Origin of the sequence: Arundinibacter roseus (genome assembly GCF_004348825.1) — a bacterium.
In the GTDB taxonomy this organism is placed as follows: Bacteria; Bacteroidota; Bacteroidia; order Cytophagales; family Spirosomataceae; genus Arundinibacter; species Arundinibacter roseus.
Window position 1 is genome coordinate 65,994 of record NZ_SMJU01000016.1, and the last position, 22,924, is coordinate 88,917.

Here is a 22,924-nt window from a genome sequence, read left to right on the forward strand (position 1 = left end):
CCAAAGGCCCACAACGCATGCCGTGGGAACTGTGCAAAACTCAAAGTTAAGGAAAAGCTACGAAACCCGGACCGACCGTGGGTACTCACTCAACGGGCGCACTTACAATATTTGCCACTCGCCATATTCCCCGGATTTCGTCAGAAGGTACCGTTACGCTCCCTCCCATCGGATTGTCGGAGTGAAGAGTGAGGTAATGTTTGGTTAAAATATCGTTTTCCCGAATCCGCTTGACCACAAAAAAATCACGGTAAATCACAGCAAATACGCCGCCGGACTGATAAATCCAGTCGCCGGGATCAAGCGGAACCGCCAATACGCGCGCACCGTGCACAAGCTGCGGGCTCATGCTGTTGCCTGAAATTTCAAGAATTACCGGTTCACGCAGGTTCTTTACAAGATCTTTGCTAATTCGGAAAGTTTCCAGGTCCTGAAACCGATAACTGTCGGTATAACTCTCTACAAAACTTGCGTGAAATTTGATTGGTACATATGGAACTTCTACGTAAGAGGTTTCTTCGGTCGACAGGATCGCGTTGGTTTGGACGCCTTCGTTAAGAATGGGCCCCTCTCCCCGAAGCAAAAAATCAGCCCTAACTTGTGGGTAATGATTCAAAATTCCGATAATTGTATCGTAGGAGGGCTTTGCGCGACCGTTTAAAATGTTGTAAAATTTTGAAGAATTTTCGTCAAGATCTTTGGCAATCTGATAGATGGTAATCCCAAGTGCCTCAAAGACTTGTTTGAGACGATTCTGAATGGAGGTGTCAATTTCTTTCATTTGTATGTTTTATATATACTATATATATTGAATTATAACAAAAGTAAATCATATTATATGACACAAAAATACTAATTTTAGGAATATGTATTCCTGAAAAATACTAAAAAGATCAATATTGAGTTGATTTTATATGTAAATCCTGCAAAATATAAATTTTTTTTGTGGAAAATAGCCAATCTAGACAGAGGAAGAAATTTGTGCTGTTTTGATGAGATCTTAAAAAATTTAATAAACTGATTCCTTTGGCAAATGGAAAGTAAACACTGCCGGATTATCATAAATGTATATCAAAAAAGAACAGAAGACTCGCAACCACCCATAAGTGTCTGAATGTCTCGATTTAGAATATTTGCAAATTAGGTAATTAGTAGTTTAGTTCAAAAAGAGTTACTAAACAGAAAGATTTTTAGAAAATGTTGAAATAAATATTTATTGAAGTATTTGAACGTAAGAAAGTACGTACCAAAGAATTAGATAAATGTGCAAAGAATGAACTTTAAGTTCTGACAAAATTGGTGACGAATACTAGTGAGTATAAAGATACCTGGGGCATGCTTTCCGCTGAGGAATTATAGAATGTGACTGCTACTCCAAATAAAATTTGCTTTTGTGTAAGTAAGGCTCTATTTTTCCGCTCGAATTCTACAAAAGGAAGGAGAATGTATGTGTGACAATAATTAATAGTACAATTTTATTTTTTGTGAATTTATTTTGTAAGTCTCTGTTTACTAACAAAATAAATGAAAATTTGGGGGGGAGCAAAAAGTAGATAAACCGTAGAAAAGTACAATTTAATATTTGAGTTTTTAAAAAAGAATAAAAAAACTGAATATTCACTTGCTTTATTTTAAAAGGAAAACTCATACTTTTGTACGGTGCGTTTTGCGCCATAACCAAAATTTTATTTTACCAAAAAGCATTTGCTCAAAATTTTTCTTTATTTAACAACCAAAATCTAATTAACCCTTTAAAAGTAAGTCTGATGGAAAAGAAAGCTACGACGCCGGCGCCTAAGGCTGCCGCTGCACCGAAGAAAAGTAAAGGAGGATTGTTGAATCCAGCGTGGGTAATTCCTTTGCTTTTTGCGATTGCTCTTGTAATCTACATGTTTGTTCTGGGCGCCCCCGAACACTTCATTGATGGGGATCATGAAAAAGGACCTAAGCCAGGTGATTATTATGGGATTGTTTACAAAGGAGGACCCATTGTACCGATTCTGATGACCTGTTTTCTGATTGTTCTTGTTTTTACGATCGAGCGTTTGATCACCCTGAGCAAAGCAAGTGGTACTGCAAGCATCGATGGTTTTGTTCGCAAGGTTAGAAGCCTGTTGGACAAGAACCAAATCGATGAAGCTATCAAGGAGTGCGACAAGCAAAAAGGTTCTATCGGAAATGTAATCAAGACAGGTCTTGAAAAATACAAGATGCTGACAACGGATACCGATCTGGACAAAGAGCAAAAATTGGCCGCTTTGTCAAAAGAAATCGAAGAAGCTACTACGCTTGAAATGCCAATGCTTCAGAAAAACCTGACGATTATCGCAACGCTTGCTTCTGCCTCTACCCTGATTGCACTTCTAGGAACTGTAATCGGTATGATCAAGGCTTTTGCAGCGCTTGGTGCTTCTGGATCTCCTGACTCTGCCGCTCTAGCAACGGGTATCTCTGAGGCCTTGATTAACACAGGTTTAGGTATCGGAACGGCTGCGATTGCAACCATCTCTTATGCGTATCTGAACAGTAAAGTTGACGACCTGACATACAGCATTGACGAAATAGGAATGAGTATTCAGCAAAATTTTGCTACTCACTATTAATAATTAATAGTATTGTTTCGTTAATATAAAAAAAACTTATATATTGCCATGGCAAAAGTAAGACCTAAGAAGCATCCACCTACGATTGACATGACGGCGATGACCGACGTTGCATTCCTATTGCTTACGTTCTTTATCATGACCGCCACGTTTAAATCACAGGAGGCTGCAGAGATTGACACTCCATCGTCTATCTCATCTATTAAGGTGCCCGATAGTGATATTATGATGATCAGTATCGGAAATAAAGGTGAGGTGTTTTTTGGAGTAGATGCCCAACCGGATCGTGTAGCAATGCTTGAAAACATTGCAACCTCCAAGGGGCTGACATTTACGGATGCGCAGAAGAAAAAGTTCTCCAATCAGGCAAGCTTTGGATTTCCATTGGCTCAGTTGAAAGGATGGCTTGACTTGGCCGGACCGGAAATGGGAACCGTGAAACAACCGGGTATCCCGACGGATTCAACCGGAGTAAGCGAATTGGCTGATTGGGTATATGCTGCCCGTCAGGCAAATCCTAAGCTTCGAATTGCGATCAAAGGGGATAATTCAGCGAAGTTTCCTACGTTCAAAAACGTATTGGCAAACTTACAATCGCAGAATATCAACCGATTTAACCTGATCACCGATGCGGAAGAACCGCCCGCAGGTTGGAAAGTTGATTAACAGAAATAGAGATTCACCTGTAAATTGTACAGTATAAGATGGCAGAAATAGTAGAATCCGGTGGTGGTAAAGGCAAAGGTGATGGTAAGGTAAGGGCCAAAAAATTGTCGACCCGGGTAGATATGACCCCGATGGTAGACTTGGGCTTCCTGCTGATAACATTCTTTATGCTTGCCACAACCCTCAGCAAGCCAACCTCTATGACTCTGAATGTTCCTGATAAACAGGAAGATAAGAAAGAGCAGGAAACAGAACCTTTGAAAGCATCCAAGGTATTGACTGTATTCCTCGGTCGTAACGATGATGTATATCTGTTGGATGGTATCGCTGCTGATGACGATAAAGCCAAAGATCAGCTGAAAAAAGTTCGCTTTGGATCTGAGCTTCGTAGTGAGGTATTTAAGGCACAGACACGTGTTAACTCTCAATTCGAAAAAGATGAGGAAGGAAACCTGCCCTTTGTGGTGGTAATTAAGCCAACCGAAGTATCTACCTATAAGAATGTAGTAGATATATTGGATGAAATGGCGATTACCAAAACCAAAAGGTACGCAATGGTAGACTTCCTGACCGATACAGAGAAGGCACTATTGGGAGATAAAGTAACTCCACGTCCTGAGGACGAAAATTAATCTTATTATTTAACATTTTTTAAATCAAACGCCATGGCAGAAAATAGCCCGAATGCAACACTGGATGATATAGTGTTTGCCAATCGTAATAAGGCGTATGGTGCATATCCTCTTCGTCAGGAATATCGGGGTGTAGTAAACCGCGCTACTTTGATGGGAGCTTCCATCTTTGTATTGGCAATGTTTGCCCCTACATTAATTGATAAGTTCCTTACAGAGGATAATTCACAGGAAGTAATGGTCAATGTGGATTTGATGAAAATTCCACCACCACCCATTGATCCTGCTGAACCACCACCACCGCCGCCGCCACCAGTTGAGCAACCAAAGGTAGAAACCGTTAAGTTTTTGCCCCCGGAAGTTAAAAAAGATGAAGAGGTACCCATCGAAACACCTCCTCCGACCGTTGAGAAACTCGAAGTAGCCATTGCTGCGGATAAAACTCAGGAAGGAGATCCTAACGCAGAGGAAATTATCATTGCTCCGGAAGCAGTTGCAGCACCCAGCAAGGGAGCCGTAGTTGAAGCAAAGGTTGAAGAACAAATCTTTACCGTTGTGGAGCAAAATCCAGAATTTCCAGGCGGGATTCAGGAAATGTATAAGTTTCTTGGTAAAAACATTAAGTATCCAAGTGCGGCTTCCCGGGCCAATGTTTCGGGTAAAGTATTTCTCACCTTTGTGGTAAATACTGACGGCAGTATTCAGGATGTCTCTGTTTTGAAAGGACTAGGTTTCGGTTGTGACGAGGAAGCTATGCGGGTTGTAAAAACAATGCCCAAATGGAAACCCGGAAAGCAGTCGGGCCGTCCGGTTCGGGTTAAGTACAACCTGCCGATCAACTTCCAACTCGAGTAAAGTAAATTATGAAAAAAAGACCATTTCATCAGGAAATAGGATTTATTACCTCGATGTTCATGGCTCTGGTTTACATAGGAGGAGGGATCTACTTGATCACCTCCTCCTTGTCTTTTAGATTCCTGCCTGCGGGTAGTACAGCACGCTATATTTTTGCCGTTGCTTTAATCGCATATGGAATTTACCGGGGATATCGGGCACGAGAATTTAGGCAAGAATAACTAAAAAAGGTATGAAAGCACGATTCAGAAAAATACGTACGAATGTTTGCCTGGTTGGTGGGTTTTTGCTTCTTTGGAGTTGTACTTCAGGGAATTTGGATAATCCCCGTCAAGGTACTATTCAGGTATCTTCCGATGAATCTTTTCAGCCCTTGGTTGATGCGCTTACGCTTGCCTATGAGGGCATTTATCCCGATGCGCATTTTATAGTCAGCTACAAACCTGAACAGGAAGCTATTTTGGCATTGCTAAAAGATAGTGCCCGGATCGCTTTCACAAGTCGAGTGCTAACAGTACAGGAAAAAGAAATTATCAGCAAGCAGGAAGGGAGCGTCAAGGAACAAAAAATTGCGATTGATGGAATTGCCTTAATTACCTCAACCGCTAATCAGGATAGCCTGATTACTCTTGCAGAATTGGAAGCGATTTTCAAAGGCCAAATCAAAGATTGGTCGCAACTGAAAGGGAGTAGCCACTCAGGGGCCATTACTTTGGTATTTGATAACTCAAATTCCAGCAATCTGAATTTTATGCTGAAACGGTTTGGTGTAGAAGATGTGACCAAACTCCCTTTGTATACATCTAACTCTAACGAAGAAGCAATTGCTCACGTACGCGAGAATCGTTCTGCGATTGGCTTTATCGGAGTAAACTGGCTCAGCGATGGAGATGCCTTGCTGACTCATGAACTCTCGAAAGGCTTGCGGGTTATGGGCATTTCAGAAAAAAGTCAACCGACCTCAATTGCCGATTACGCCCAGCCCTTTCAGCGGCAGCTGCGAGCAGGCAAATATCCATTGGCACGTTTTATTTATATTGTTAGTAGAGAAGGGTTTTCGGGCCTTGGCGGTGGGCTAATGACCTATATTGCCCGAGACGTCGGAGGGCTTGTTATTGAAAAAATGGGGCTTGTTCCCACCATTCCATACCCCAGAGATGTTGAGGTCCAAACCAAACAAAATTTTTAGGGTTGGCCTACAATTTATTATCTTTGAAACTGTTTACTAGTACAAACCAAATTTTTATTCCTTTTTCAAACCGGTTAAGAGATGAACACTAAATTAAAAAACTTAATTGGAACACTTTCTTTGAGTTTGCTTTCGCTTGTATCGGCGTTTGCCCAAACTGCTCAGGAGGGCTTTGACCATCTGAATGCTGAACGCACAAAAGAAGCGAAAGAAGTCTTTACCAAACTGGCAGAAAGTGCTCCAACCATTGAAAACCTATACAATTTAGGTTACTTCTATGTCCGCACAAATCAGCTGGATGAAGCTCAAAAGGCGTTTGAAAAAGGTGCTGCTCTGGATGAGAAAGAATACCTGAATCAAATAGGGCTGGCAACAGTGGCAATCGGTAAAGGAGATAAAGCCAAAGCACAGGAAATTATCGCCAACGCCGAAAAGAAAACGCGTGGGAAAGATGCTCAAATTCTTTTCCGGGCGGGTGAGGCCTATACATTATTTGAAAAAAATAATGATCCTGCCGAAGCCATTCGTCTATTGGATGCTGCCATCAAACGTGATAATACGCTGGCAGATGCTTATTTGGCAAAAGGTGATGCCTTGCTTTCCCGCAATGAAGGAGGTCCTGCGGTAACATCGTATGAGTATGCTTTGACCGCCAAGCCAAACTATGCCGTAGCAAACAATAAAATTGGGCAGGTATACCTCCGTGGAAAAAACTATAATCAGGCACTGGATTTTTATAAAAAAGCAATTGAAGCTTCCCCTGATTTTGCGCCAGCCTATAAGGATCTTGCCGAATTGTACTTCCTTGCCCGTCAGTACAAGCGTGCAGCTGAGAACTTTGATTTATACATTCAAAAAAGCGGAAACGACGATCCTAAGACCGTCTTGCGGGCTGCTCAATTTGCCTTTACTGCTGACGAATACAGCCGCTCTCTGGAATTGCTGGAAGGTATCAAAGGAAAAATCAATGATCCGATCACGAAGCGTATGTACGGCTGGGCTTACTACAAGACCAACGATATGGAGAAAGCCATTGAAAATCTGGAAGGATTTCTGAAAGAAGCACCAGAAAAGGTGATTTCGGATGACTATAAATACCTTGGACGGGCGTACAATAAAATGGCAACCGAAAAAGAATATACTCCGCAAGGGATGGAATATCTGATGAAAGGTGCGGAATTGGATACCAACATCACAGAAGCTGCTACAACCTTTAAAGAAATTGCCGGGATCTATTATAAAGATAAAGACTACGAAAAAGCGGCAACTGCTTATGTAAAGGGAGTTGGTATGGATACTGCCAAAGCAACTACCAACGATTATTTCCAAATGGGACTTGCTTATTTTCAGGGAGCACAGGCAATTTCCGTACCTGACTCTGCCACCGCAGATAGCGCAGCTCTTGCTCAACAAAAAAGAGAAACGTATTTGAAAGCAGATTCGGCATTTACGAAAGTAAGCGTATTACAACCGGAATGGCCCTATGGGTATTACTGGCGTGCAAGCGCACTCTATAATGCTTATGATCGGCAGGAAAATATTGATAAGGGAATCTCTGCTCCTCACTATGAGAAATTTATTGAACTCGCCGAGAAAGATGATGCAAGTAAGTACAAAAGCTATCTTCGGTTAGCCTATAGCTATCTGGCTTTCTACTACCAAACGACGATGAAGGATGAAGCCAAAGCAAAAGAACTTTGGGGTAAGCTCCTTCAAATAGACCCAAACAATCAGGCGGCTAAGCAAGCCCTTGGTGTGGCTCAGGCCGTACCGGCAGATTCGACCAACAAACAGAAGTAAGCTAGCCTTAATAACAAAGCTTATATACGAAGAAGGCCCCGGGATTTTCCCGGGGCCTTCTTCGTAAAAAGAATCAAGACTATCAACAGGTACTTTATAGAGTTAAGTCAGATACAGTAAAACAATTGTTCAAAACAGGTAAATGAACGCTGCCATAGTGCTCGTAGCACCAGACTTTTAACCGCTTTACTTCGTTTGGCATGAGCATTCGGATTGCTTTACGAAGTTCTTTTTCAAATAATCTGCGATCAAAACTTACTTTTTGCAGAATAATTTTTATGTATTCCAGCATTGAGGCCATAGTATTACGTAGTTTTGCGGTTTAGGATGAAGTTACTTCTAGTTATTTTTATTAAAGTAAAGAGTTACTTTACCAACGTATAGAACGATTTTCAGAAATGAAATTATATGTTTTTATATATATTTTTTTGTGTTATTTCTCAGCGCTCGCTCAGCAACCGGGCGGACGGGATATTTCAATAGAAACAGGAAAAAAAATTCTTGCTCTCCATGAGCCTTTTGTATTATCAGTTGTAGTTAAGAACAATAAAAATCGGCCACTCGTTACATTTCCTGAACTGGAAGGGCTGGAAAAAAGGAGTGCTTCTGCCACAAGCATAACCAATACGGTCGGTGGAACTACGGTTTTGATTCAAACGATCAGCCAGCAATACATCGCCAAAGAGGAAGGAGAACTCGTGATTCCATCGTTTACCGTAACAGTAGATGGCCTGAAAATTAAAGCAGAAGAACTAACTTTACTAGTTAAAAAAGGAGAGAAAGATCTGAATTCTACTGAAAGTATTCAGGAACAATCTGAAATAATTTCTGAGACAGATGAGGCAAGTGCTCAGGATGTTTTTTTATCCCTAAAAACTTCTAAATCAACCGTCTATATTCGGGAAGGCTTCGCTGTTCGGCTATCACTATATGTGGCTAAAAATGCGCCTATCAATATGGAGTTTTACCAGCTCGACAGACAGATGCAAAGTCTGTTGAAGAAAATACGTTCGGCTACCTGCTGGGAAGAAAACGTCGGAATCGAAGAAGTCATTCAACGGGAAGTAACGATTAATGGTCGAAAGTATTCCGAATACTTACTTTATCAGGCCATGCTTTTTCCTTTTACCCTTCAATCTGTACAGTTTCCCAGCCTTTCACTGGATATGCTGATTCCAGATGCTCAAAAAGGAAACGATAGTAATAAAAAGCGGCTGCAAACATTTACCTCCCGGGCGTTTCGGGTGCTTGTAAAACCACTTCCCCCGCATCCTCAGCGTGACCAAATAGCCGTCGGGACTTATCAGCTTCGAGAAAAACTAACTCAAAAAAAGGTATCATCCGGGGAGAGCCTTCGGTATCAGTTTACAATCAGCGGAGAGGGAAATCTTGCAGCAATTACAGCCCCGGAAGTTCCGACAAGTAAATCGTTCGATTTTTATCCGCCGGATTTAAGTCAGACTATCCAAAGAAATTATGTTACGGTACGGGGAGAAAAAACGTTTGACTACTTGATTGTTGCCAAGGAAAAAGGACAATTTCCTTTGGGTCGTTTTTTTCAATGGATATACTTTGATCCGGCAAAAGCACGGTATGATACGCTACGCTCAGTCGGAGTAATTGACGTGGTTGGAGAAAACCTGAAAACTGTAAGTTTGTCGAGCGAAGGCTCTGACTCAATTTATGAAAACATTGAGCAATTGGATACTACCCGACCCTATGTGGACTTTCAGTCAGTGGTCAGAACACTAACCAATATGGTAGTTATTGGCTTGCTGGGAATTATGATTTGGATTTTTAGAAAATAGATTAAAATGAGTAGTACCTACGGAAAAATATTTAAGGTCGCCACCTTTGGCGAATCACACGGCATTGGCATTGGCGTTGTGCTGGAAGGCTGCCCGGCCGGGATTGAATTTGATACTGATTTTATTCAACACGAACTAACTCGCAGAAAGCCGGGTCAATCACGTATCACTACACAACGACGCGAAGCTGATGAATTTGAAGTGCTGTCGGGGGTATTTGAAGGAAAAACTACGGGAACTCCTATTGCGCTCGTTATCCGCAATCAGGATCAGCGCAGCAAGGATTACTCGCACATTTCGACGCAATTTCGTCCCTCGCATGCCGATTATACTTATCAGATAAAGTACGGAGCCCGTGACTATCGGGGGGGCGGTCGTAGCTCCGCCCGTGAAACCGCCGCCCGGGTGGCCGCAGGGGCAGTGGCTAAATTGCTGCTCAAAAAGCTGGGAGTTACCGTTCAGGCCTATGTGTCGCAGGTTGGTAAAATAAAGTTGGAAAATGACTATTCCACCCTTTCTCTGGAACAAGCGGAGGAAAATGCCGTACGATGCCCGGATCCGGTAATTGCGCAGCAAATGTTTGACTACATTGATACTATCCGCAAACAGGGAGACTCGGTTGGCGGGGTAGTTTCGTGTGTCATTCAGGGAAGTCCTGCCGGACTCGGTGAGCCCGTGTTTGATAAGCTACATGCCGAATTGGGTAAAGCTATGCTAAGTATCAATGCCGTAAAAGGATTTGAGTATGGCAGCGGATTTGATGGCGTAGAGAAATTAGGGTCTGAGCATAATGATGAATTCTATACGGACGAGAATGGGCGGGTACGTACAAAAACCAATCATTCAGGAGGTGTGCAGGGCGGAATTTCAAATGGAGAGGATATTTACTTCAAAGTAGCTTTCAAGCCCGTAGCGACCATCATGCAGGATCAGGAGAGTCTGAATGAGAAGGGTGAAAAAGTGATTGTACAGGGAAAAGGAAGGCATGACCCGTGTGTAGTACCCCGGGCGGTACCTATTGTAGAAGCAATGGCTGCGCTGGTAATGGCCGACTTTTATCTGCGTCAAAAAGCCAATCAGCTTTAACTACATATTTTTACGACGCCTGTAAAGACTCAAAACGAACCACAGAGTGCCTAAAAACTCTACCGCAAGGCCAATAAAAATGACACTTTGTGAGTAGGGATTTGCCTCAACTTTTAAAACTACTCCTGTCAAAACAATCAGCATGCCGAAAGTCAGGATGAGAAATGCATTGAAAAAAGTCAGCTTCACCCGTTTGTTTGCTAAGTTGAAAATCAGACGGCATCAACACAAAGCCATCTTTTTTTATTGTATAAGTCTTCCCTGGATTCTAATCTACTTGCCGTCAGTTGGCTATGGGCAGGCAAAACGGTATAAGTTTCAAAAGATGTTGATGGGCTCGCCGTTTCAGCTTGTCTTGTATTCCTCATCGGACTCAGTAGCGCAGGAGGCAGCCCGCAAAGCCTTTGTGCGAATTGAACAGCTGAATGAACGATTGAGCGATTACCGGGATGGTAGTGAAATAAACCGGCTCTCGGCCACGGCAGGTAAAAAAGAGTGGATGGCAGTAAGTGATGACTTATTTCGAATTCTGGAAATTTCCAGAAAAATAAGCCGACAAACTCAGGGTGCCTTTGACGTAACGGTAGGGCCTGTGGTTCAGCTTTGGCGCCGCGCCCTGCGGCGCAACCACTTTCCTGAGCCGCAAGAACTGGAAAACGTCCGGAAGGCGGTCAACTATAAGTACATCCGTCTTCGTAAACGCAATCGGCAGGTAATGCTTACCAAACCCAGCATGCGGCTGGACGTTGGCGGGATCGGCAAAGGATTTGCGGCTGACGAAGCCTTGAAAATAATAAAGCAGGAAGGCATATCCTCTGCCTTAATCGATGCCGGGGGCGATCTCACACTAGCCGATCCCCCGCCTGGAAAAACAGGCTGGACCGTGGAAATTACGTCAGGAAACGGGCGCGATTCTACCGCCATTCTTTTATTGGCTAACGTGGGTGTTGCAACCTCGGGAGCAACCTATCGGTATCTGGAACACGAAGGAAAACGCTATTCACACATTGTGAATCCAAAGACCGGTGTAGGACTTCGTTTTCATGTGCGAACTACAGTCGTGGCGCCAAACGGTACTTTGGCAGATGCGTTGGCTACGGCTTGTAGCGTAGCAGGTATCCAAAAAAGCAAAAAAATGCTCCGGCGATTCCCGGAAGCAAAGGTATGGCTTCTGGAAATTCGTGATGGAAAGCAGGAAGAGTGGAAGTCTATTCCATAAAAAATCCGGCGACCAGGAGTTTTCCCAATCGCCGGATTGTATTCCTGCAAATTTTGAAATTTAAATTACACGGGTTTTTCCTGGTACTGCCACAGGATACACTCCGTTTTCATCGGGCAGTACTTTTGGCATGGCATCCCAGGCAATTTTATCCGGGAATAAGCTGATGTCTGAATTCATAGCTTCGTCCCACTTCACAAGCTTGCCCGAATAAGTAGCCATACGTCCCATAATAGCAGTCATCGTACTTTTGGCGGTACGCTCAGCATCGGCAAATTTGTACTCGCCTTTGGCAATTGCCTCAAACAATTCGTCGTGCTCAATTTGGTAGGGATTACCGTCGCCTTTGCCTTCATGCTTGTAAATAACCCCACCTTTATGATCTTTCAAAACGGTGTTATTATTGGCAAAGCTGTCGATGCGGCCTTTGGTCCCTACGAAAGCTTCGTCTACCCGGCTGTACGTACCTTCATAATGGCGGCATTGGCTGGAAATACACGTTCCGTCGGCATAGACTAAATCGAGCATGTGGTGGTCAAAAATTTCACCATATTTCTTGTCGGTCCGCACCTGCCGACCGCCTGTTCCCTGAATTTGTACAGGATAAGCATCCTTTACCCAGTTGGCTACGTCAATATTATGTACGTGCTGCTCCACGATATGATCACCGCATAGCCAGTTGAAGTAATACCAGTTACGCATTTGGTATTCCATTTCGGTCATGCTGGGCTGACGCTCTTTTACCCAAACTCCCCCACTCACCCAATAGACCTGTCCGCCAATGATATCACCAATGGCGCCATCCTGAATGCGTTTGATAGCCTCTCGGTAGTTGGGCTGATAATGCCGCTGTAGGCCTGTTACTACGTTTAGTTTTTTCTTTTTAGCTATTTCGGCAACTTCCAGTACTTTACGGATACCGGGCGTATCTGTAGCTACGGGTTTTTCCATAAATACATGTTTGTTTTGGCGAATTGCTTCTTCAAAGTGCTGAGGCCGAAAACCGGGAGGAGTTGCCAGAATCACTACGTCAGCCAGAGCAATAGCTTCTTTATATCCTTCAAAACCAACAAATTTACGGTCGTCGGGTACGTCAATCTTTGCTGATGCTTCTACTGCTTTACCGGATCCGTCCTTATATTTTTTGGAAGAAAGGCTCTTGTAAGAATCTTCCAGGCGATCACGGAAAGCATCGGCCATCGCTACAAGTTTTACGTTTTGTTTGGTACTGAGTGCTTGTGCTGCCGCTCCGGTGCCTCGTCCTCCGCAGCCAATCAGGGCAATTTTGATGGTGTCGTCTACCTGACTGTTATAGCCAAAAGAAGAAATCGGGTTCAGGGCAATGCCCCCGGCGATGAGTCCGGTTGCTTTTAAAAAATCACGTCGTTTTTGATCCATTGTATTGTAAGGTTATAAGCGTTTAAGAATATGTACAAGAAAAAATATTAATCAATAATCTTCAATGAGCGGAGGATTGTAGTACACCTCAATCTCTTCGGGAGTAGGAGTTTTCAGGGGTCTTACCAGCCTGAAACCAACAAACGAAGCACTTGTCATCCACCATTCACTTTTCGGGAGCTGAGGGTCCAGTACCTTCCAGTCTGCCGAAGAAGCTATACGTGCAGCACTCCGGGCTACGGGCGCTTCATCGTCCCAGGAACCACCCCGTACAGCGGTTGGATACAGCTCAGTAACGGGAGCGAAAGCCTCTTTCACTTCCCCTTTGCTTTTTTTGGTGTAATAGTCAGATGCATATTGATCCAACGTCCATTCCATTACATTGCCGTGCATATCGTGTAAGCCCCAGGGATTTGGTTTTTTAGTGCCAATTTTCTTATAGCTGGCATCGCTATTGTCTCTATACCAGGCATATTCGCCCAATTGGGCCACATCGTTTCCAAATGAATAGGCGGTGGTAGTGCCCGCCCGGCAGGCATATTCCCATTCAGCTTCGGTAGGGAGCCGGTAAAAAACACCCGTTTTGTCATACAACCATTTACAAAATTTGATGGCCGCATACTGCGTCATATTTATGGCCGGATAGCCTGAGCGACCCATTCCAAACGACATATCTACGTAGGGCGGACTTGGGCGAGTGCTTGCGTCGGTCTTGGCTACGCTTTTTCCGGGGTCAGGAAAGCGATTGGCCATCTCGGTTTCCATATTTTTGAAAGCATACAGGTCATAAAAATCCCAGGTTACTTCATATTTTCCCATCCAGAAAGCATCAAGTTTTACCTGATGCTGAGGTCCTTCATCGTCGTTGCGCCCAGCTTCCGTAGCCGGACTTCCCATCTTAAACTCCCCGGCCGGAATAGCTACCATATCGTACGTTAAATTGCTTCCCGGCACTGCCTGTGAATAGGATTCAGGTTTGGATTGCGAATAAACGGTGGAGCTAAACAGTACGGCAACTCCCGGAATCATCCATTTAAAATTCATAAATACTAAGAAAACAGCTAGTTTTAAATTGAAAAAACCTTACAAATTTGACTCTCCTTTAAGAAACAGCACACTATATATAAAGAGAAAGATTTGTTGAAAGTACCCATAAATTAGTAAATAATGTTCACTAGACTCATCAATTATCTCATTTTGACCAGGATGAATCCTACCTTTGCACCCGGAACTTACCCCTACTTATGAATTATCTCTCGGCAGAAAATATAGCAAAGTCTTTTGGTGACAAATGGCTGTTCAAAAATATAACCTTTGGTTTAAATAGAGGAGATAAAGTGGCGCTCATCGGTACGAATGGTACCGGAAAAACTACTTTTCTGAACATACTGGCCGGGCTCATCCCTCCGGATGAAGGAGAAGTGAGCCTGCGAAAGGAAATTCGGCTGGGCTATCTCGACCAAAGTCCGACGTTTGATGAACAGTTGCCCATTATTGAAGTCATTTTTGCTTCTTCCAATCCGGTTGCCTCGGCTGTCAAACGATATGAACAGGCGCTGGTCTCGGGCGACGACGATGCCCTGACGGATATTCTGGAAGAAATGGATAGCCTGAAAGCCTGGGATTTTGAGTCAAAAGTAAAGGAAATTCTGGGGCGGCTCGGGATTCATGATGTTGATGCCCGCTTCGGAACTTTGTCGGGCGGACAGCGCAAGCGTGTGGCATTGGCCAAAGTACTGCTCGAAGATCCTGACCTGCTCATTTTGGATGAGCCTACCAACCACCTGGATCTGACTACGGTCGAGTGGCTGGAAAGCTACCTTAACACCCAAAATACTACTTTGCTGGTAGTTACTCACGACCGCTATTTTCTGGATAAAGTATGTAATAATGTGCTCGAACTAGACCACGGATCGGCTTATACCTACAAGGGGAATTACGCCTATTTTCTTGAAAAAAAGGCCGATCGAGAGGAAATGGAAGCCGCAGAAATCGACAAAGCCCGGAACTTGATGCGTAAGGAACTGGACTGGATCCGGCGTCAGCCCAAAGCCCGGGGCACGAAGGCAAAGTATCGCGTGGATGCCTTTGAAGATCTAAAAGATAAAGCAAGCCAGAAAAAATACGATAACCAACTCGAACTAAACGTTCGTGCAACTCGATTGGGGAGTAAAATTATTGAACTTCAAAGCGTTGGGAAGGGATATGATGGCCGAGAGTTGATCCATAACTTTGTGTATACCTTCCGTAAAGGCGACCGTATCGGAATTGTGGGCCCAAACGGTATGGGCAAGACTACGCTCCTCAAACTTATTACGGGCGAAATTCGCCCCGACAATGGGCAGGTTGTACGGGGCGATACCGTGCAGTTTGGCTATTACACGCAGTCGGATCTGGACTATCAGGACGGGCAGCGGGTTATTGAGCTCGTGAAAGAAGTGGCCGAGGTCGTGCGACTTGGAACGGGCCAAACCGTGACCGTGTCCAAATTTCTGGAAACATTTTTATTTACTCCTTCCAAGCAGCACGATTTGGTAGAAAAGCTCAGCGGCGGTGAAAAGCGCCGGCTTCAGCTACTTTTGATGCTCATGAAAGAACCTAATTTTCTGATTCTGGATGAGCCTACCAACGATCTTGACATCAGTAGCCTGAATGTTTTGGAAGAGTTCCTGTCCAATTTTCCCGGCTGTCTCATGATCGTTTCGCACGACCGGTATTTCCTGGATCAGCTGGTAGATCACTTGTTTGTATTTGAAGGTGATGGGAAAATTCGGGATTTTCCCGGTAATTACAGCGATTATCGTGTGTGGCTCGAAGAACAGGAAAGTGCTGCCCGGCAGGCCGTAGCCGAAAGCAAACAGGCTCAAAAAATCGAGACGACTCCGGTAGCGGCAATTCCAAAAAGTACCGAAACAAACCGTAGGAAACTTTCCTATAAAGAGCAACGGGAAATGGAAGAACTGGAAACGGGTATGGCTACTTTGGAAGAACGCAAAAGCGCTCTGATTCAGTTGTTAAATGCCGGAGGTACTCACGAAGAATTAACTTCCTGGGCTACCGAAATCGAACAAATTTCTACGCAACTGGCTGATAAAGAAATGCGGTGGCTTGAACTTTCAGAATGGGCTTAACCTTTGATTTACAAAAATCCTCATGAACGCTATCTTTGAATTTTTTCAATATATTCTCGATTCGGAAGAAATCATCCGCACGGGCGGTTTGGTGGTCATTACCCTGATCGTATTTGCCGAAAATGGTTTATTCTTCGCCTTCTTTCTTCCCGGCGACTATCTCGTGTTTCTGGCCGGAGTATTTTGTGGCACTCACCTGCTTGACGTGCCTATTAGTTTGCTGCTTTTTTGCCTGTTTACCGCAGCGGTTTTGGGTTCTTTGGTTGGGTACTTTTTTGGAAAATATTTTGGGTATAAGCTCGAAAACCGTCCCGATTCGTTTTTTTTCAAAAAGAAAAATCTGGAAACAACCCGCGCCTATTTTGATAAATATGGTAACCGAACATTAATTATCAGCCGATTTTTACCCATTGTACGCACCTTTGCTCCTATTTTGGCGGGCCTGGTGCGCATGCCTTTTGCCAATTTTCTGACCTTTAACGTACTCGGTGGAGCAATCTGGATTCTAACACTTACGGGTGGCGGATTTTTGTTTGGCGAACGCTTCCCCTGGATCATGGATTACGTAGAATACGTCATCCTGTTTTTCCTCGCAATAACAACTTTTACCGTTATAAAAGGCTACCTGAATGCCCGGAAAGAAATGCAGTAAGTTGATTACCAGGTTATTTTACGTATTCTCTTCTTCAAACCACCCGGCATAAGTAACGTAGTTGGTGGCGGTACGGTCAATGATTGCACCTAGTTCAGGGCTCACCGGCTTAAGAAATTTAGCAGGATTTCCGGCATAAATACTGCCCGGAGGCACAACGGTATTCTGAGTTACGATGGCCCCGGCGGCAATAATAGAGCCGCTGCCAATGACCGCCCCGTCCATAACAATTGCCCCCATGCCAATGAGCACGTGGTCCTCGATGGTGCAGCCGTGTACAATGGCATTATGCGCAATCGATACATAGCTGCCGATGTGCGTTGCAAAACGTTGATAGGTACAGTGAATAACAGCACCATCCTGAATGTTGGAATAATCACCAATGCGGATGCTGTTTACATCGCCGCGCACCACGGCGTTGAACCATACCGTGCAGTGCGTGCCCATAATTACATCGCCCACCACGGTAGCATTGTCGGCCTGCCAATTGTGTTCGCCAAAAATGGGGTGAATGCCTCGTACCGATTTTATTAAAGCCATGAGTCAGGAAAGATTTTGTAGGAATTTGAAAGCAAAGAATTAGCCTCAAAAGTAATTCGGATCTATTTGTTTTTTGCAAGTAGACATTCCAATTCTGGAAGAATGCAAAAAAATTAATGAGGTAAATAGGCCGAACGAATGCGGAAGACCAGGTCAATACCTACAATTTGAGATCGAACCTCCCGGCATTTCCCCTCAGCATACGTAAAAACTGTCTTTTTGCCATCAGGCATCACGACCTCGTAGGCATGGGCCGTTAGTTTTTTTACAGCACACATTTTACCAAACCGCTCGGAGTAGATGAGTTTTAGGTGAACAGGTTCGCGGTAGTATAGACTCGTGACTGTATGATGAATCGGATGTAAAATGGCTGGTCTGTCTTTATTGGCTACTTTTGCATCCGTAAAGCGTACCTGATAGGCATTCTCCATCTTATTTGTATGCGTTTTTTCTTTAAGCCGACCGTTTACTTCCTGGCTTGACATAGAAGTTTTAAGTATGCCGTTTTCAAAGCGGTTTTCACCAATATAGACCACATCATAAAAAATAGTGTTGATGGCACCTTCTACCCGCAGGCTTTCGTGGCTTGCCCCAAGCTGAGCCGGAGTAATTTTTAACTCTCCTACCTCTCGCCCAGCCAATAGAATATCGTAAATAATGGCCTGTGCAAGAATCGATTGCTGAAAAACAGTCAAGCATACAACAAGAAGAAACAGGGATTTTATCATACGTAAAATGGGGTACTAATTGGCTATTGTTTTATCCTGAATTAATTCCCCAACTCAGATAATTCATCCTGTCACACGCAAATAAACCAGTTGATTGGATACTTCCGGCACGAAAAGAGCCCCGCCCCTATTATCACACAAAAAATCAATATCAAACGCAATCTACTACCTCAGGTGTATAACTAAGAATTAATTTTTCCCGCATTAAATTTAATTATTCGTAGGTATGTAAAAATCACATGAAAATCATGGGCTGGATAGCCAAGTTTAGGAAGGATTTTTTGGCGAAAAAAGGAAAAAGCGAATTCAATTCCTGAAAATTTTGATATATTACCTTATCATACATCAATTCAAAATAAAGTTGCTATGTCATCTGTTGAGCAAGTTTCGAAAGGAAGCCTTCTGATTGCAGAGCCATTTTTGGGCGATCCTAATTTTAACCGGAGTGTTGTGTTGCTTTGTGATCATAACCGGCTGGGTTCCTTTGGCTTTGTACTAAATCAAACCACGGACCTCATGTTAGGCGATGTATTGGAAGAAACGATCTATCAGGACGTCCCGCTGTACTTGGGAGGGCCGGTCGAAAAAAACACGCTGCATTTCATTCACCGCCGTCCTGACCTGATTGAGGGCGGAGGCGAAATATTGGACGGAATCTATTGGGGCGGTGATTTTGAAAGCGTTAAAACTCTTCTGAACATCAACCGACTTAATCAGGAAGACCTCCGTTTTTTTATTGGTTATTCAGGATGGAGCGGCGGGCAGTTGCAGGATGAGCTGCAACAGAAGTCGTGGTATGTAACGCAGGGACGCTCTGATTTTGTGTTTCAAACGCCAACTGATGGTTTTTGGCGGGAAGTCCTCAAAGAAATGGGTGGTAAATATCGCTCGATTGCGCATTATCCAACTGATCCAAGCCTCAATTAAAAAGAACTTTTTTGCGTAATTTTTTAGTCAATCCAATTCATAAAATCTGTATAACCCCAACTTTTCATTTAAAACGTCATGACACCTACGCGTCGATCCTTTTTACGTTTTACGGCCTTAGCGCTTCCTTTTGCTCAGGTAAATAAGCTTTTTGCAAAAAATACAGTTTCTAAACCCGTGGTGATTTCTACCTGGGATAGTGGCCAAATTGCAAATGGTGCTGCCTGGCCCGTGTTAGAAAAAGGTGGCAAAGCGCTGGACGCCGTTGAACAGGCCGCAATTGCCATCGAAAACGACATTAATTGCTGCGTTGGCCTGGGCGGAAATCCCGACCGCGACGGGCGCGTCACGCTGGATGCGTGTATTATGGACGAAAAGGCAAACTGTGGCTCAGTGGCTTTTCTGGAACGAATAAAGCACCCGGTGTCTGTGGCCAGAAAATTAATGGAAACCACGCCGCACGTATTTTTGGCCGGGGCTGGTGCACAGCAATTTGCAGTTGAAAATGGCTTTGCTCTGGAATCCGGTGAGCTATCAGAAGATGCCAAAAAATCGTACGAAGGCTGGCTTAAAAAAGCAGAGTATAAGCCCGTAATTAATATTGAATTGCAACAAAATAAAGCAAAAGGCAAAGCCGATAAAGGCCACGGTCCCTTTGCGCCGGCTCGGCTGGAAGACGGCTCGTTCAATCATGATACCATGGGAACTCTTGCTCTCGATGCCAACGGTGATGTATCGGGCATGTGCACAACGAGCGGAATGGGCTTCAAAATGCGGGGCCGCGTGGGCGATTCGCCTATAATTGGAGCGGGTCTTTTTGTGGATAATGAAGTGGGCGCGGCAACCTCCTCCGGGCAGGGCGAAGAAGTGATCCGGGTATGTGGCACGCACCTCGTCGTAGAATTTATGCGCTCCGGGCTTTCGCCGCAGGAAGCTTGTAAAAAAGCCATTGAACGCATCGTGAAGCCCAATCCCGAACGTGCCAAAACATTTCAGGTAGGTTTTATTGCCATCAATAAGCAGGGAGAAGTAGGCGCCTTTTCAATTCAGAAAGGATTTAACTATACCGTTACAGAAAAAGATGGCAAAGGGATTGTGTATAATGCTAAAAGCTATTTTGCCTGATTTATGAAGTACTATTGGTTCTTTCTGTTGCTTGGGATTTCGGGTGCTGCACAGGCGCAATGGAAGCTCGTTTGGTCCGATGAATTTAATGAAGAAGGCGCACCAAATCCCAAAAACTGGTCGTATGAGCGGGGATTTGTACGAAATCAGGAACTGCAATGGTATCAGCCTGACAACGCCTATTGCCGCGGCGGTTTGCTGATTATTGAAGCCCGTAAAGAGCAAAAGCCAAATCCGGGCTATGAAGCCGGAACCACAGACTGGAAAAAAAGCCGCCAAACGATCGACTATACATCTACAAGCCTGCTGACCCGAAACCTGCACAGCTGGCAGTATGGCCGCTTCAAAATGCGTGGACGCATTGACACCCGGGCGGGACTGTGGCCTGCGTTCTGGACCTTGGGCGTAGCGGGCGAATGGCCTTCCAATGGCGAGATTGACATCATGGAATATTACCGGGGAATGCTGCTGGCAAATGCCGCCTGGGGTTCGGGACAGCGCTACAAAGCCATTTGGGATGATCTGAAAAAGCCACTGACTGAGTTTGCCGACTCGGCGTGGGCGCAGAAATTTCACGTGTGGCGCATGGATTGGGATGCCTCCAAAATTGCCCTGTATGTAGACGATGAGCTACTCAACGAAATTAATCTGGAAGAGACCTATAACCGCGATTCGGAGAAAAAGAACCCCTTCCGACAGCCTCACTACCTTATTCTGAACCTGGCGATGGGTGGTATGAACGGCGGCGATATCGGCGCCATCGACTTTCCCGCCCGCTTTGAGGTAGATTACGTACGAATTTATCAAAAAGAATGAGTTCGAAAGCATAGATACATGCTGGTTTCCTGCGTAAAACCTTACAAACAAACCTAGCCGTTCAGGAGCGCCTGCGGGTTACGTAGACAAAGGCCGCATAGGCCACAACTGCCCCGATGGCCCATCTTTTGAGCAAGCCTGTTTTGTTATGTTTCCACTCAGCTTTAATGCCTTTTTCGGCAAGAATATTGGGGAAACTCCCTTTATTTATATCCTCAATCAGACCTTCCACCATATCCACCCGGTCGGCGAGCAGCAGCGGCAGCCAATGTGCGTAGCTCGACTCGCTATGTTTAAATGCGTAGCGCCTGATTTTTCCACTTAACCCCTTTGTTGGCACGGTTGATCCAAAAACAGCTGTGATGTTCGGGCGCTCGATAGAGTGTAGAACTTCCACATTAACAGTCTGTTGGGGTGGGCGTTCCCAGGTATACCCGTTATGTTCGTCATTGGTCCGTTGTTTCATCGGATAGGTCGGATCATTCTTTGGATCAGCATCTATTCCCCAACCCTTTATATGCGAATGATCGCCTCCGCGTTTGTTTTCAAAACCTTGTGTATTTTCCATAAGATCATTTGGTTTAAATGCGGGCTGAGGGTGGTATCAGCACCGTTTTGATACAATTATCAAGCTTGTCAGAAAAAATCCGGTAGGCGTCGGCTACTTCTTCCAGCGGAATGCGATGGGTAATTAGTGCCTTGGGATTGATCCGGCCTTCCTGCACGTGCTCAATCATTTTGGGCAACAGGCGCTTGACCGATGCCTGATTGGCCCGGATCGTAATGCCCTTATTGACTACATTTCCGATAGGAACCAAGTTGTCCGTAGGACCATATACACCAACAATAGATACAATACCGCCTTTTTTGACTGAGTTAATTGCCCAATGCAGCGCCGTAGCCGAGCCTGCCTGCAACAGCAGTTTTCGTCCTGTGATCGTCTGCATGGCGTTTCCGGCTGCTTCTGCACCTACCGCGTCGATACACACATCAGCTCCGAGTGAATCGGTCGTCTTTTTAATAAACACCACCGGGTCTTCAAGTGAGCGAAAATTATAGGCTTCGCACTGCGCATAATTGCGTGCAAATTCCAGCCTGTACTCAATTTGATCAATAATTATAACACGCCCGGCGCCGAAAAGCCACGCACATTTGGCGGCCATAATGCCGATAGGCCCTGCGCCAAACACAACGACCGTATCGCCTTTTTGGATGCCGCCCATCTCTGCCGCCTGATAGCCCGTAGGTACTACGTCGGTGAGCAGCACCGCATCGTCCAAATCCATTCCTTCCGGAATAACCGTTGGGCCAACGTCGGCATACGGCACCCGCACATACTCAGCCTGTCCGCCGCAATAGCCGCCCGTGGTGTGTGAATAGCCGAAAATCCCTCCTGCCGCGGTGGCCTGAGGATTTGACTCGTGGCAATTTCCATACAGTCCCTGCTTGCAAAAAGCGCAGCGGCCACAGGCAATGTTGAAGGGTACAATGACATTATCGCCCACTTTTAGTTTTTGTATCGCATAGCCAACTTCCTCAACCACACCGATGAACTCATGCCCGAAGGTTTCTCCCACGCGGGTGTCAGGTACGTTGCCGTTGTACAAATGCAAGTCTGATCCGCAGATACAGGAGCGCGTCACCCGGATGATTGCGTCTTCGGGGTGTAAAATTTGGGGTAAAGGCTTTTGATCAATCCGTACCCGTTGGGGCCCCCGGTAATTCATTGCCAGCATATGTTTCTCCGTT

At 44.7% G+C, this 22,924-nt stretch carries 22 protein-coding genes; 14 read left to right on the forward strand and 8 right to left on the reverse strand.

Translation table 11 applies throughout. From position 1 onward, the window contains the following. Positions 1–85: 85 nt before the first annotated feature. On the reverse strand, positions 86–781 hold the full coding sequence (locus EZE20_RS20520) for a helix-turn-helix transcriptional regulator (RefSeq protein WP_199879929.1): 696 nt from the start codon (positions 779–781) through the stop codon (positions 86–88). 985 nt (positions 782–1,766) lie between these two features. On the opposite strand from EZE20_RS20520, the gene EZE20_RS20525 reads away from it, so the two are divergent. The 6 genes from EZE20_RS20525 (at position 1,767) to EZE20_RS20555 (ending at position 7,745) form a co-directional block, all read left to right on the forward strand. Then, on the forward strand, positions 1,767–2,603 hold the full coding sequence (locus EZE20_RS20525) for a MotA/TolQ/ExbB proton channel family protein (RefSeq protein ID WP_132121354.1): 837 nt from the start codon (positions 1,767–1,769) through the stop codon (positions 2,601–2,603). A 48-nt stretch (positions 2,604–2,651) separates the two neighbouring features. Continuing rightward, positions 2,652–3,269 (forward strand): ExbD/TolR family protein, encoded by a 618-nt coding sequence (locus EZE20_RS20530; RefSeq protein ID WP_132121256.1) that lies wholly within the window; start codon positions 2,652–2,654, stop codon positions 3,267–3,269. A gap of 38 nt (positions 3,270–3,307) precedes the next feature. Continuing rightward, positions 3,308–3,901, forward strand: coding sequence for an ExbD/TolR family protein (locus EZE20_RS20535; RefSeq protein ID WP_132121258.1), 594 nt, complete (start codon positions 3,308–3,310; stop codon positions 3,899–3,901). A 33-nt stretch (positions 3,902–3,934) separates the two neighbouring features. Further along, entirely contained in the window at positions 3,935–4,756 is an 822-nt protein-coding gene (locus tag EZE20_RS20540) for an energy transducer TonB (protein ID WP_132121260.1), read from the forward strand. Between the two features lie 232 nt (positions 4,757–4,988). After that, on the forward strand, positions 4,989–5,945 hold the full coding sequence (locus EZE20_RS20550; RefSeq protein ID WP_132121264.1) for a PstS family phosphate ABC transporter substrate-binding protein: 957 nt from the start codon (positions 4,989–4,991) through the stop codon (positions 5,943–5,945). 81 nt (positions 5,946–6,026) lie between these two features. Then, positions 6,027–7,745, forward strand: a complete 1,719-nt coding sequence (locus tag EZE20_RS20555) for a tetratricopeptide repeat protein (protein WP_132121266.1) — start codon at positions 6,027–6,029, stop codon at positions 7,743–7,745. 94 nt (positions 7,746–7,839) lie between these two features. Here the strand turns inward: EZE20_RS20555 and EZE20_RS20560 are convergent, their stop codons facing one another. Continuing rightward, the gene (locus EZE20_RS20560) at positions 7,840–8,046 is read right to left on the reverse strand and encodes a hypothetical protein (protein WP_132121268.1); all 207 of its coding nucleotides are present in this window, start codon (positions 8,044–8,046) and stop codon (positions 7,840–7,842) included. 97 nt (positions 8,047–8,143) lie between these two features. Here EZE20_RS20560 and EZE20_RS20565 point away from each other — a divergent pair, with 97 nt between their 5' ends. From EZE20_RS20565 to EZE20_RS20575, 3 genes are all read left to right on the forward strand, one after another. Then, on the forward strand, positions 8,144–9,553 hold the full coding sequence (locus EZE20_RS20565; RefSeq protein WP_132121270.1) for a BatD family protein: 1,410 nt from the start codon (positions 8,144–8,146) through the stop codon (positions 9,551–9,553). A gap of 6 nt (positions 9,554–9,559) precedes the next feature. Then, positions 9,560–10,639 (forward strand): chorismate synthase, encoded by a 1,080-nt coding sequence (aroC, locus tag EZE20_RS20570; RefSeq protein ID WP_132121272.1) that lies wholly within the window; start codon positions 9,560–9,562, stop codon positions 10,637–10,639. A 277-nt stretch (positions 10,640–10,916) separates the two neighbouring features. Next, positions 10,917–11,858 carry an FAD:protein FMN transferase gene (locus EZE20_RS20575; RefSeq protein ID WP_165933541.1) on the forward strand — a complete coding sequence of 314 codons (942 nt, stop codon included), beginning with the start codon at positions 10,917–10,919 and terminating at the stop codon, positions 11,856–11,858. A 60-nt stretch (positions 11,859–11,918) separates the two neighbouring features. On the opposite strand, the gene EZE20_RS20580 is transcribed toward EZE20_RS20575, so the two are convergent. Further along, positions 11,919–13,256 carry a Gfo/Idh/MocA family protein gene (locus EZE20_RS20580; RefSeq protein WP_132121276.1) on the reverse strand — a complete coding sequence of 446 codons (1,338 nt, stop codon included), beginning with the start codon at positions 13,254–13,256 and terminating at the stop codon, positions 11,919–11,921. Between the two features lie 51 nt (positions 13,257–13,307). After that, on the reverse strand, positions 13,308–14,285 hold the full coding sequence (locus EZE20_RS20585; protein WP_228713926.1) for a formylglycine-generating enzyme family protein: 978 nt from the start codon (positions 14,283–14,285) through the stop codon (positions 13,308–13,310). Positions 14,286–14,500: 215 nt separating this feature from the next. Here EZE20_RS20585 and EZE20_RS20590 point away from each other — a divergent pair, with 215 nt between their 5' ends. Both EZE20_RS20590 and EZE20_RS20595 read left to right on the forward strand, forming a co-directional pair. After that, a complete protein-coding gene (locus EZE20_RS20590; protein WP_132121280.1) occupies positions 14,501–16,387 on the forward strand; it encodes an ABC transporter ATP-binding protein in 1,887 nt (628 codons plus the stop codon). Between the two features lie 22 nt (positions 16,388–16,409). Beyond that, positions 16,410–17,039 (forward strand): DedA family protein, encoded by a 630-nt coding sequence (locus EZE20_RS20595; RefSeq protein ID WP_132121282.1) that lies wholly within the window; start codon positions 16,410–16,412, stop codon positions 17,037–17,039. An 18-nt stretch (positions 17,040–17,057) separates the two neighbouring features. Here EZE20_RS20595 and EZE20_RS20600 read toward each other — a convergent pair whose 3' ends face one another. Then, positions 17,058–17,579, reverse strand: coding sequence for a gamma carbonic anhydrase family protein (locus EZE20_RS20600; protein WP_132121284.1), 522 nt, complete (start codon positions 17,577–17,579; stop codon positions 17,058–17,060). A 113-nt stretch (positions 17,580–17,692) separates the two neighbouring features. After that, positions 17,693–18,307 carry a DUF6134 family protein gene (locus EZE20_RS20605; protein WP_132121286.1) on the reverse strand — a complete coding sequence of 205 codons (615 nt, stop codon included), beginning with the start codon at positions 18,305–18,307 and terminating at the stop codon, positions 17,693–17,695. A 366-nt stretch (positions 18,308–18,673) separates the two neighbouring features. Here EZE20_RS20605 and EZE20_RS20610 point away from each other — a divergent pair, with 366 nt between their 5' ends. From EZE20_RS20610 to EZE20_RS20620, 3 genes are all read left to right on the forward strand, one after another. After that, positions 18,674–19,234 (forward strand): YqgE/AlgH family protein, encoded by a 561-nt coding sequence (locus EZE20_RS20610; protein WP_132121288.1) that lies wholly within the window; start codon positions 18,674–18,676, stop codon positions 19,232–19,234. A 78-nt stretch (positions 19,235–19,312) separates the two neighbouring features. After that, positions 19,313–20,359, forward strand: a complete 1,047-nt coding sequence (locus EZE20_RS20615) for an isoaspartyl peptidase/L-asparaginase family protein (protein WP_132121290.1) — start codon at positions 19,313–19,315, stop codon at positions 20,357–20,359. A 3-nt stretch (positions 20,360–20,362) separates the two neighbouring features. Beyond that, positions 20,363–21,175 (forward strand): glycoside hydrolase family 16 protein, encoded by an 813-nt coding sequence (locus EZE20_RS20620; protein ID WP_132121292.1) that lies wholly within the window; start codon positions 20,363–20,365, stop codon positions 21,173–21,175. A gap of 61 nt (positions 21,176–21,236) precedes the next feature. On the opposite strand, the gene EZE20_RS20625 is transcribed toward EZE20_RS20620, so the two are convergent. Together EZE20_RS20625 and EZE20_RS20630 are read right to left on the reverse strand one after the other, a co-directional pair. After that, entirely contained in the window at positions 21,237–21,743 is a 507-nt protein-coding gene (locus EZE20_RS20625; RefSeq protein ID WP_132121294.1) for a hypothetical protein, read from the reverse strand. Positions 21,744–21,756: 13 nt separating this feature from the next. Next, entirely contained in the window at positions 21,757–22,911 is a 1,155-nt protein-coding gene (locus EZE20_RS20630; RefSeq protein WP_132121296.1) for a zinc-dependent alcohol dehydrogenase, read from the reverse strand. Positions 22,912–22,924: the final 13 nt, after the last annotated feature.